Origin of the sequence: Streptomyces sp. NPDC052109 (assembly GCF_040680195.1) — a bacterium.
Classification (GTDB): domain Bacteria; phylum Actinomycetota; class Actinomycetes; order Streptomycetales; family Streptomycetaceae; genus Streptomyces.
Genome location: NZ_JBFAWF010000026.1, coordinates 59,562 through 70,837, shown reverse-complemented (window position 1 = coordinate 70,837; position 11,276 = coordinate 59,562). Strand labels below are relative to the sequence as shown.

7 protein-coding genes are annotated in these 11,276 nt (G+C 65.4%); 5 read left to right on the top strand and 2 right to left on the bottom strand.

Annotation, left to right across the window (positions count from 1 at the left end):
• Nucleotides 1-508 precede the first annotated feature (508 nt).
• From AB0L59_RS35740 to AB0L59_RS35725, 4 genes are all read left to right on the top strand, one after another.
• On the top strand, nt 509-1,891 hold the full coding sequence (locus AB0L59_RS35740; protein ID WP_365590835.1) for an NADP-dependent succinic semialdehyde dehydrogenase: 1,383 nt from the start codon (nt 509-511) through the stop codon (nt 1,889-1,891).
• Between the two features lie 38 nt (nt 1,892-1,929).
• Entirely contained in the window at nt 1,930-2,838 is a 909-nt protein-coding gene (locus AB0L59_RS35735) for an NAD(P)-dependent oxidoreductase (protein WP_365590834.1), read from the top strand.
• 50 nt (nt 2,839-2,888) lie between these two features.
• Nucleotides 2,889-3,692, top strand: coding sequence for a maleylpyruvate isomerase family mycothiol-dependent enzyme (locus AB0L59_RS35730; RefSeq protein ID WP_365590832.1), 804 nt, complete (start codon nt 2,889-2,891; stop codon nt 3,690-3,692).
• Between the two features lie 697 nt (nt 3,693-4,389).
• Nucleotides 4,390-5,115, top strand: coding sequence for a hypothetical protein (locus AB0L59_RS35725; protein ID WP_365590916.1), 726 nt, complete (start codon nt 4,390-4,392; stop codon nt 5,113-5,115).
• A gap of 148 nt (nt 5,116-5,263) precedes the next feature.
• Here AB0L59_RS35725 and AB0L59_RS35720 read toward each other — a convergent pair whose 3' ends face one another.
• Entirely contained in the window at nt 5,264-6,661 is a 1,398-nt protein-coding gene (locus AB0L59_RS35720) for a hypothetical protein (RefSeq protein ID WP_365590830.1), read from the bottom strand.
• Nucleotides 6,658-8,028, bottom strand: a complete 1,371-nt coding sequence (locus AB0L59_RS35715) for a PASTA domain-containing protein (protein WP_365590828.1) — start codon at nt 8,026-8,028, stop codon at nt 6,658-6,660. The genes AB0L59_RS35720 and AB0L59_RS35715 overlap by 4 nt, the downstream gene beginning before the upstream one ends.
• A 1,903-nt stretch (nt 8,029-9,931) precedes the next feature.
• Here AB0L59_RS35715 and AB0L59_RS35710 point away from each other — a divergent pair.
• Nucleotides 9,932-10,942: a hypothetical protein gene (locus AB0L59_RS35710; protein WP_365590827.1), complete on the top strand. Its 1,011-nt coding sequence runs from the start codon at nt 9,932-9,934 to the stop codon at nt 10,940-10,942.
• Nucleotides 10,943-11,276 lie beyond the last annotated feature (334 nt).

The following is an 11,276-nucleotide window of genomic DNA, read 5'->3' as shown; positions in this document are numbered from 1 at the left end:
CGGGCTACCGGCTCGGCGGCCCGGTACCCGGTGCTTGCTCCTTCGAATTCCAGTCGTGGGGTTCCCCTGTACACGTGGATTCCGACGATGACATGGAATAATGCGACATTTAAAGAAACCCGAAGCCGGTGCTCTCACGGAGGGGACGGGAAAGCCTGTCGTCGATGCGATCGGCGCTGAACAGCCGCCGGTCGGTACCACTCACTGCTGTGCTTCCTGCCAGTGACGGTGGACGAGAGGTGGTGGACCCCGGCGATGGTGTAGCCGCCGGCTTCTTGGCTCACAATCTGCCTACGGAATTCCACGAACGCCCTGACCTGAACATCTCTTGTTACTCGGCTGGCGTCCCTTTCTTGCTAAGCGGCTAAGAGAGGAATGCTGCGGCAACTCGGTCGCAAGATCCCCTGAAGGGTGGGCCGCTGGACGGCGCGCATAATCAACGACGTGGGCGTCCATATTTGCGTTCTCAGCTTTTGCGGGGTGTTGCGCGCGGTCGTAGCCTCGATATATGGCTATTGCGACGACGGACCCTGCGACGGGTGAGGTTCTCAGGAGCTTCGACGAACTCACCCCAGAGCAACTGGACGAGAAGCTCGCCCGCGCCGCCGCGGCCGCGGTCGAGTACCGGCTGACGAGCGTGGAGCAGCGGGCTGGATGGCTCGGCCGGGCGGCCGATGTGCTGGAGAAGGACGCGGGCGCCGTCAGCCGCGTGATCACGACCGAGATGGGCAAGACCCTCAAAGCGGCGCAGGAAGAGGTGGCGAAGTGCGTGCGGGGACTGCGCTTCTACTCCGCCGAGGGACCGGGTTTCCTACGAGACCAGCACGGTGACGCCGAAAGCGTGGGCGCCAAGCAGACGTTCGTGACCTACCAGCCGATCGGCGTGGTGCTGGCCGTGATGCCGTGGAACCTGCCGTTGTGGCAGGCAATGCGGTTCGCGGCGCCCGCCTTGATGGCGGGGAATGTCGGAATCCTCAAGCACGCCTCGAACGTGCCGCAGTGCGCCCTGTACATGGAGCAGCTCTTCCGCGAGGCGGGGTTCCCAGCCGACGCGTTCCAGACGCTGCTGATCTCCGCGCGCAGGGTGGAGCAGGTGCTGCGGGATGACCGCGTGGCGGCCGCGACGCTGACCGGCAGCGAGCCGGCCGGGCGGTCGGTGGCGACCATCGCCGGTCAGGAGATCAAGAAGGTTGTCCTCGAACTCGGCGGATCCGACCCGTTCATCGTGATGCCTTCGACAGACCTGGAGCGGGCCACGGAGGTGGCGGTGCGGGCGCGAACCCTGAACAACGGGCAGTCGTGCATTAACGGCAAGCGTTTCTTCGTCCACCAGGACATCGCCGAGCAGTTCCTGGAGAAGTTCACCGCGAAGATGGCCGCGCTTGTTGTCGGCGATCCGATGGACGACGCTACGGACATCGGTCCGCTCGCCACCGAGTCGGGCCGGGCGGATGTGGAGGCTTACGTCGACGACGCGGTCGGCAAGGGTGCGACCGTCCTGACCGGTGGGAAGCGGCCGGACCGGCCGGGCTGGTTCTACCCGCCGACCGTGCTGACCGGCATCACGCCGCAGATGAAGATGTTCCACGAGGAGGTCTTCGGCCCCGTCGCGCAGGTCTTCACCGTCTCCTCGTTGGAGGAGGCCCTCAAGATTGCCAATGGGCACCCGTACGGGCTCGGTTCGAACCTGTGGAGCGAGGATCCCGCTGAGCGTGAGCTGTTCGTCCGCGACGTGCAGTCCGGCATGGCGTTCATCAACGGCAACACCACCAGCTACCCGGAGATCCCCTTCGGCGGCGTGAAGCGCAGCGGCTACGGACGGGAGCTGTCCGATCTGGGCATGCGCGAGTTCATGAACGCCAAGACGGTGTGGATCGGCCAGGGCGCCTGAGCGCGCAGGGCATCGGGACGCTGACCTGGAGGATTTCCATGAACACACGCGACACCGGACCGAGGGGACACGGACGCCCCGTCGTGGCGGTGCTGGGGATCGGTACCATGGGCGACGCGATGGCCAGGAACATTGCCGCCGCAGGGCTCGAACTGCGGGTGTGGAACCGCAGCCGCGAGCCCGCCGAGGCGCTCGCCGAGGTCGGCGCCGTCGTCTGCGGGAGCCCCGCCGAGGCGTGCCGGGGAGCGAAGGTCGTGCTGACCATCCTCGCCAACGAGCGGATCGTCGCCGAGACCGTCGACCAGGCCCGCGAAGGCATCGACCGGGACGCCGTGTGGCTGCAGTGCTGCACCGTCTCGCCCGGAGGCAGCCGGCGCCTGGCGGACAAGGCCGCCGCGATGGGCGTGGCCTACGTGGAGGCGCCACTGCTCGGCACGAAGGAACCGGCGGTCGCCGGAACCCTGACCATCCTGGCCGCCGCGTCCGACATGTGCGCGGGCGAGCGGGTCCAACCAGTGCTGGACGCCGTCGGCACGCGCACCGTTTGGCTCGACGCGATCAGCCAGCCCAGCAGCCTCAAGCTTGCCTACAACTCCTGGGTGCTGACCACCGTCGAGGGTGTCGCCGAGGCCCTGGCACTCGCCGAGGGTCTGGGTGTCGACCCGCGCCAATTGATCAACGTCATCAACGGCAGTGCGCTGAACAGCACCTACGTGCAGTCCAAGGGCCCGAAGATGATCAGCGACGACCTCGACACCCCTTCCTTCCCCCTGGAGGCGGCGGCCAAGGACGCCGGCCTGATCGCCGACGCGGCGCGGGATGCGGGGCTGGAGCTTGGAATCGTCGAAGTGGTGCGTGATCGACTGCAGTTGGCAGTGAGCAACGGCCTGGGCCGGGCGGACGTGGCAGCGACGTATCGGATGTCCCGTCGGGCGCCGGCAGCGTGACAGCTCGTGCGGTGGCCTGCAGCGAGGGGGCGCGTGGAAGGAAGAGGCTGATGAGTCGAGAGGGTGTCGCCTCGGCGCGGCGCAGCAGCGAGCAGCTGTCGGAGATCGTGCCTCTGGTGGACGACCGCGGATGGGAGTCTCCGTCAGCCTGTGCGGGCTGGCGCGTCATCGACGTGCTCGCCCACCTGGGCGCCCTCGCTCATGAGGCCGTCGACCCTCCCGCCCCGGATCCGTCGTGGCCCAAGAACCGCGAGCGCTACCACGACATGAGGGTCGACGAACGCCGCGGCCGGAGCCACGCCGAGGTGATCGAGGAGTGGCGTCGCTTCACCCCCCGGCAGTTGGAGATCCTGGAGGCGGGACAGCAGGGACCGCAGGCGGACGAACCGGTACTGGTACCAGGCCTGGGCACCTATCCCCGGCACTTGCTGGCGAACACCATGGCTTTCAACGTCCTGTGCCACCTGCGCTACGACATGCTCGAACCCGGAGGTCCGCTTCCCTTCGCAGTCCCTCCGCCCGACCACGAGCTGGTGGCGCCGGCAGTCGAGTTCATGCTCGCCGGCATCCCGCAGATGCAGGGGACCGAACTCACCGCCACGGTCAGCCGGCCGCTCGTACTCGAGTTCACCGGACCGGGCGCCACGACCGCCACCGTCGTTCCCGCCGACGGACCGGACGGCCCGCTGACGGTGGAGCCAGGTGCCGCGGACGGCGCCGCCGCCCGGATCCATAGCACGGCGACCGACTTCATCGCATGGGGCACGACCCGGACCGCGTGGCGCGACCACTGCCGGATCACCGGGGAGGCGGCCACCGCGGAGCCGTTCCTGGACTGCCTCAACATCGTGTGAAGAAAGGGAATTTTCACCGCACGGAGTTCTTCGCGTCCCACCGCGTAACCCCCGGCTGACCGTCCACGGCAGGCCCCTACTCGTGAAGCGTCTCTGCGTCGCCCGTCCCGTCGCCCACGTCGCCGCAGAGATGGCGTTCCCTGCTCCGGCTCACACAGGGCCATTCACCACAGACTGTGCGTGTTCGGTGGTCGCTCACGGAGCCGCCCAAGGCGGCACGCCAACTGTGTCACGGGGCCATGGGCGGGCTGCCAGGGTGTCGGTTGATCCAGGCCAGGCCGGTTGGGGTCGAGGTGGTACCCACGATGTCCCGCAGGCGCTGGCCACCTTTCAGCAGCGCACTCTGGCCATCGCGGACGGCGAGGCCGCACACCTAGCGGGCCGGCTCGTAACAGGCGCCGAGTGGTTCGCGGCCCTCCGCTTCATCGCCGCGGTCGCCCCGCTGGTCGTGCACGACGACGAACTCAGGACCCTCCCGGATGTCGCGGCGCAGGCCCTGGCCAGGGTGCGCGACGCACGCCACGCAGGCCGGAAGAGGTTCACGAGCGGGGACGTACCGGGGCCAGGCGTCGGGCCGGCCACCGCCGCCGAGGCCGCCGCCGTGCTCGCCCTCTCGTCTCCCATCGTGGACGCACCCGACCACACCTCAGGCCCGCCGTACATTGCCGCCTGGGGGAGCCGACTCACAGAAGACCGCATGGCCGGCTATCACAAGTTGGACCCGCTGCGTCGCCTCCAGCGTCCACTGGTGATGGACGAGATGATGGCCCTCACTGTGACCCCCGCCCCTCGCTCGCTTGCGGACCACGCTCGTGCCGGCACCACGCTGGAGTTCCGGCACATTCCCCAGCGGATCGGCGTCGAGGATTACGACGACTTCACGGCCGTGCACCTGCCCGGCCTCCTGCCCACAACCGGCAGGCACATCGCCTCCCTCGCCCTGGCCCGCCTGGCCGGGGCCCAGACCTGGGCGCGCGCTTCACAAGCGCTCGGCGTCCCCACCAGCTCGCCGAAAACCTACCGCCGCATCGCCCAACGCACTGCCGACCCGGAAGCGTTCTGGGACGCGGTCCGGGCCCTGGCCGCACACATGACCACCCGTGGCCTGATCGACTACGAAGCCCGCCGCACAGCGCTTGCCGGCCTCCTGGAGGTGCCCGGCCGTGTGCTCCTGCCGATCCTCCGGCCGGCCGGCCAGAACCTGACGTGGCAAAGACAACGGCACGCCGCCGCGTGGCTGTGGGAACACCTCACGGGCGGCCAAGCGAAGGACGCCCCCACCTACGCCGAGGGCTGGGACGGCAGCAAAGAGGCATCCATCGCCTTCGCACGAGGCCGATTTCACGCAGAACTGTCCCAAGAAGCAGGGGATGCCCTGCTCTCTTGGGGAAGGCAATGGCTGGCAGTCGGCGGCATCCGGTGACAGCCAACCGACCCGGTTCTCGTACTCGCTACGGGCCTTGCGCTGGCCGGGACGCCCTGGGCGTCGTCGAGCGGCTGGCAGCGAGTAGATTGCCGCATTCTACTGCGCTTACGAACTTCGGCGGTCCGGACCGCCGGTACGGACGGCCTCACTGCGCCGTGTCGCCGATTCGCAGCGCTAGCTTAACTGTGGACCCCTTCGACACCACCGACCCGCCTGGCGGGTCCTGCGCCTTAACGAAGAGTGCCCCACCGAAGAACGGTGGTGGATGGATGTCGTCGGCGGCGAGGTCAGCGACATACGCGAGGTTTCCGAACTCGCCCGCGAGGACGAACGGCTCGCCGGTAAACGGGGCGGCTGGACCGGGGCGTTGGAAGCTCGCCGGGAACGGGGGTACGAGAAGACCGTTGATCGGGAATTGCTCCACCATATTCGGGACCGTGACCCGGGTGGAATCCCCGATCTTCGGGAGCAGGCGCGCGAAGTCCTCCGGAGCGGACTGGACGCGCATGCACGTGGTGGCATCGTTGGAGCACTTCGACATCTGCAACCGGATCGCATCCACCTGCTGCAAGCAGTCCTTACGCGCCTTGGCCAGCACCGCGTCATCGACGTTGCTGCCATCCGCGTTCTTGAACTGGTCGATGTTCTTGCGGACGAAGTCGATGTCGTTGATGACGGTGCTGAACCCGTCCAGCAGGCTCGCATTGAAGGTCAGCACGTCCTGCTGGTTCTGCACGTCGATGAACGTGAGCTCGTCGCCGGGGAGCGCCAGTTCCCTATAGTCGTGCACCAGCACCGAGTACGGCACGCCCTGGTCGACTCCGACCAGGGTCGGGAACACGCGAGCCTTCTGCATGATCGCGTCGAGGGTGGTCTCGGTCCCTGTATTGGAGCCACCAGCCTGGAAGACGTAGACGCTCACGTCGAGCTTGCTCGAGGAGGCCGCGATCTTCGAGGAGATGTCGGCGTCGAGCGAGCCGCCCGCGACACCGGGTGCGCCTGCGCGGGCATGAATCTCCCCCGCGATCGACGAGCGTTCCATCGTGTCCAGGCTCTCCACCTTGTAGATCGCGAAGTACTCGCCCCCGGTTTTGATCCCGAGGATGAACCGGTCCCCGAACCGGTCGCGGAAACGGGCGGTTTTCTGTTCACGCAAGAGGCCTGCAGCCTCCTTCGCCAGCACCGGGTTGTCCAGCGTCCGGGTCGCGTTGAAGACCTGGACGCCCACCACCACGTAGAGCGAGAAGCTGTTCACCGCGATGTCGCTGGCGAACTTGAACTTCGCGCTGGCATCACCAAACATGCTCCCCGCACTCACGTCGACGGAGAAGCCCAGTGCCTGATGCAGGACGCTCGACTCCTGCACGATCTGCAGGGTCTTCGTCACGGTCTGCCCGCCGGCCTGCGCTGGCGCCGTCAGCGACGTGCCCATCACCGCCGGGCTCTTGGCCGCTACGCCGGTCAGCACGTCGTAGCCCAGGCCCACCTTCATTCCGTCCAGGAACGGGATCTCTGTCTGCGCCGCCATCGTCGCCTCGCTCAACTATCCGGTCCGGGATTCTCCTGCAGTGGGGACACTCTGACATGCAGTACGCTGCCGCGCGGAACAAACGTGCCGTCCGCGGGATTCTGTCCGACGATGGTGCCCGCGTCGTCCAACGGGTCTGAGCCCAGCACCCCGAAGTCCAGTACCTCAGGGTTGTCGATGATGAAGTAGAACCCCTGCTCGCCCAGGAGGTCCACGACCACTGGGTTCTTCGTGAACTGGAAGAGCCCGGAGGATATTACGGCCTTCGTCCCGATCAGGTGCGGAACCCGCTGCAGACCGGGCCGGGGTTCGCGCAGGATCGGCAGCCGGCTTGTGAAGTCCTCGGGTGACTGGGTGAAGTGCACACAGGTGGAGGCATCCCGGGTGCAGTCGGAGATGGCCCTAGTCAACTGGTCGACGATGGCCAGGCACTGCTGACGGGCCTGCTGCAGGGCCACGTCGTCCGGCGGTGACCCGTCCGGATTGTGGAATCGATCGAGATGCTTGCGGATAAAGTCGATATCGTTGACCAGCGTCGTGAAGTCGTTCAGCAGCCGGGAATTGAAGAGGAGGCACTCGGTCTGCTGCTCCTGATCGAAGAAATTCAGATTGTCACCCGGGAGTTCCAACCCATTGTACTCGTCGAGGAGGGCCTGGTAGGGAATAGCTTGGCCGCCCGAGACCAGGGTCGGGAACTTGTGCGCCTTCTCTATCATCTCTGACAGCTCCGTCTCCGTCTCACTAATCCCGCCGGCCGAGTACACGAAGACGTTCACGTTCAGCTCGTTGCGCGAGGTGGACTTCATGCTCTCGACGGCAGCGTTTAGATTGGCCCGCAAGGCTGGGTTGTGGAAGCTCGCCGAGATTTGCGCCGCAACGTCGGTGCGCTCCTGCTCGTCGAAACTCTGCACGCGGTATACCGCGTAGTACTCACCACCGGATTTCAGGCCGGAGATGTATCGGTTGCCGAAGCGCTCACGAAAACGATCCGTCTTCCCCGGGGTCAGCAGGGCGGTCGCGTCCGGATCAACGAGAGCCGGCGCGTCCACCGTCACACAGGAGTTGATTACCTCCACCGCCAGCACCGCGTACAGGCAGTACTGCGTTACCGCGCACTGATTCGCGAACTGCATCTTCGCCGTCGCGGAGAAACCCGCGTAGCTGCCGGACACTGCGGCGGACAGCCCCAAGGCCTCCTGGAGCGAGTTGGTCTCCTGCACCAGGCGGAAGGTCGTCGTGACGGTCTGCCCGCCGCCAGTCTGTGGCGGACTGGTCTGCGGGTCCTGGATGACCCGGTCGCTTGATGGGCTGCCGGTCAGCAGATCGAAGCCTAGGCCAACCTTCATCCCGCTCACGAAGGGAATCTTCAGCTGCTGTCCCATGTCTGTCCTCCAGCGAAGGCGCGAACGCTGATCCGGTGGCTGCACCGAGATCCTCGCAGGCCTAGCGCTCAAAAGACGATAGGCCCTCCACGAATCAGCAGCCGTCTGCAACTTGCTGACGACGTCTTGTGCCTTCGACTGTGCTTGCCGGGCCTGTGCACCCAAAGCCTGGGACTGTAAATCAATCGCTCTCTGAAAATCGGCGGCAGATACTTGTGATTGCGGCCAGTTCACGAACATCTGGAGCGGCGTCTGTGATTGTTGTGTCGAGCGCGAACGCTGCGGCGGTGCTATTATTCAGTGATTCCGGGGCGGCTTGTGCTTCAGCATTCGTAGGGCTGATCGGAGTGCCGAACACGCTGAAGACGTCATTACATGCTGAAGACGTCTTTCAAACGGCACGCCCCGTTCCCTCGTTCTCCCTATTCTCATCGTGGCATGTTTGCGGCAAGCCGCAAGCGCAGCCGGACTGTGAGCAGCATCGCGAGGAGGTGGGCGGTGGTGTCCGCAGCGCGGAACCTGGCGGGAGTTCCCTCAGCTGTCATCAATCGGACGGTCTTGACCGCGATTGAGACGCCGTCTCCGCAGCGCAGTGCGATCTCGTGAGCGGCGGTGATCGCTCGACCGTCGAGCCATGGGTCGACCGCAGTAGCCCCCACATCGGGCAGGTGCGCATCGCTGCGCGCGAAGGTGAGGAACGCTTCTGCACTGCGCGGGACGTCGGGACAGCCGACCACTGAGAACGCACCGGTGCAGGCCTCCCAGCCGGCAAGCGACGCAACCCCGCAACCCGGACTCAGGCCGAGTACGGGATGGCTCCGGACTCCTGTGTGAACCTGAAAGACGCTGGGAGGGTGGGAGAGCCCGGCACGGTGCGACGCACTGGCCCGGTGCCGGGGTAGAGGACGGCCCCCGGCACCGCGGCGGCCGGCGCCGTGGGCTACGGGCCAGGCGGGGTGATGGCAACCAGCCACCCTGGTCAGCGCAGAGCGGCGAATGCCTGATCGGGCAGCGCAGGCTCGCCACTTAGGCGTCAGGGCCGGCTGCGCTTCGGCCGGGACGGATCCCGGGTCGGACGTATGCCGGTTTCGACCCATCGGTTGGGTGCGCTACACCGCAGGGACGAGTTCGAGGTCACCAAACGCACTGACGCTCCCCGCGGTCTTTCGCGCGGGGTTAGATGTTGACACGCCGAGTAATTGACGGTGTGTCGTCCTGGCGAGCCGAAGTTACGGTGCGGCCGTGCGGCGGTCCATAGAGGCACCCGGCGCGGCGGCATCATCTCACCGTCCTGCCGGCGGCAAGTTGCGGGATCCGTCAACTCGTCAGATCGTGGAAGAGGGACCGTGGAGGACCGAACGGTGCCGGACCGGCGCGTGGACGCCTGGTATCCGGAGCGGCAGCAGCCGCGACCGCCACGGCAGGCACGCGGTGGTGACCGTGGAGATCACCGGCCGCCGAGTTCGTTGACGTATCCCTCTCGGACAAGGCAACGTCGTCCGCGTGGCCACCCCACGGCGCTCCCTCCGGATCAACGCATCGGGAGGAACACCGCGATGATCAAAGGCTATGACGTATCCGTCTTCCAGGACGCGAACTTCCCCACCGCCGGCATCAGTTTCGTGTTCATCAAGGGCATCGAGGGAAATTCCTACGTCAACCTAAGCAGAAGGAGCAGGCCGCGCACGCCCGCGCCGCGGGACTCGTCGTCGGCTTCTCGAATGCCGTTGGGCATATCCCAGGCTGCAAGCTTGCCCTGTTCGCATTTTCTGAAGACACCACCTCATTTACTGCGCGCTTTTCAGAACCAAAGATCGTGGCTCTGTCGCCGTCAGGGTAGGGATTGCACTCGAGGGGAACATGGCGTGATCGCTAGTATCGATATGTCCAAGCTGGAGGTGTCATGGAGATCCCGTCGGAAGTCGTTGAAGCCAAACGCCTAGTGGAATTCGACATCCTAGCTCTGCCCGGAGTGGTAGGCGTGGGACTCGGAATGCGGGAGGAAGACGGCGAGCTGTTCGATGAGCTTGCCGCTGTGGTTTACGTCGAGGACGCGACCCAGGTGCCGGAGGGCTTGCCCCAAGAGATCGGTGGCGTCGGCGTGTGCGTCGTCGAGAGATCGGTTGAGCCTTTCGGATTTCCTGACACGGCTAGGTATTCCGACGTGCGTGGTGGAATCGCCATCTTGAGGCCCTCTATGCGCGCCCCAGGAACGCTCGGCGCAGTGGTGGTCGATACACAGAGCTCCGAACGTTTCGGATTGACTTGCTACCATGTTGTGGGCGACCCCCCTGAGCTACCCGGCGATTCCTTCCCTGACTCAGTCTGGCAGCCGAATAACCCGCCCCTTACTCACAGCCCACCTCCGCCGAAGACGGATAACCTTGGCGAAGTGGCTCGCGTGACGTTCCCGCAAGATCATCCGCTGCCGGACTCCCCAGTCGTGGTCGGGCTGGTCGACGCGGCGCTTGTTCAACTCGACGTAGCTGCCAATTTTGGTCAGCGGCTTCCGTCCCCGGCGATCGCCGACCAGGGTATAGGTCAGCCGAATCTAGTCGATTCAGTCACCGACATCTCGGATCTGAATTTCTCCCTGCCTCACCCGGTACGCAAACGCGGACAGGTGACAGGGCCTACACACGGGAGGTTGGTTACGCGCTTCCTCACCCTGTCATGGCCGGACGGCGGCAAGAACGCCTATATCATGGAACAGGGAATGGTGGAGGGCGACGATATCTTCGGCCAGCCTGGTGACTCAGGGGCCCTGGTCCTCGATGAGACGAGCCCAACAGCTCTGGGCGTGCTCTGGGGTGGGAACCCGCCCGAAGCGAAATCTCCGAGAGGTAAGTTCTGCTACTTCTCCGAGATCCTCAACGTTCAGGCACAGCTCGGCTTCTCGACGGTGTGGCCATGATTATGCCTACAAAAAAGTCAACCTTAATAAATGAGGTCGAGTTTTCGCGGGCGATCAGACAGCAGGCCAATTTGAGGAAGGCTTGCCCGGCCTCGGACCGGAGGGGCGTCGAACAGTGAGCCCCTTTTAACCTGAATTTCGAAGCGGACGGTTCAGGCCTTCGGCGGACGGAACGGAACGACGTTGTCCGGTGCATGTGCGTGTCCTGCTTGCCTGCCGTCCTCTTGAGTGAGCACAGCGCTGGCGAGGGCGAGCATGGTCACCTGCTACACACAGGAAGTGCATAGGTAATTCACGCAATCCCCTTGGAGCTCATAACACGATCTTGTTGTGG

Bases quoted from the DNA above. Each gene is read 5' to 3' on its own strand.
- AB0L59_RS35740 (WP_365590835.1), top strand. From the start codon at position 509: ATGGCTATTGCGACGACGGACCCTGCGACGGGTGAGGTTCTCAGGAGC.
- AB0L59_RS35730 (WP_365590832.1), top strand. From the start codon at position 2,889: ATGAGTCGAGAGGGTGTCGCCTCGGCGCGGCGCAGCAGCGAGCAGCTG.
- AB0L59_RS35735 (WP_365590834.1), top strand. From the start codon at position 1,930: ATGAACACACGCGACACCGGACCGAGGGGACACGGACGCCCCGTCGTG.
- AB0L59_RS35710 (WP_365590827.1), top strand. From the start codon at position 9,932: ATGGAGATCCCGTCGGAAGTCGTTGAAGCCAAACGCCTAGTGGAATTC.
- AB0L59_RS35725 (WP_365590916.1), top strand. From the start codon at position 4,390: ATGGCCGGCTATCACAAGTTGGACCCGCTGCGTCGCCTCCAGCGTCCA.
- AB0L59_RS35715 (WP_365590828.1), bottom strand. From the start codon at position 8,028: ATGGGACAGCAGCTGAAGATTCCCTTCGTGAGCGGGATGAAGGTTGGC.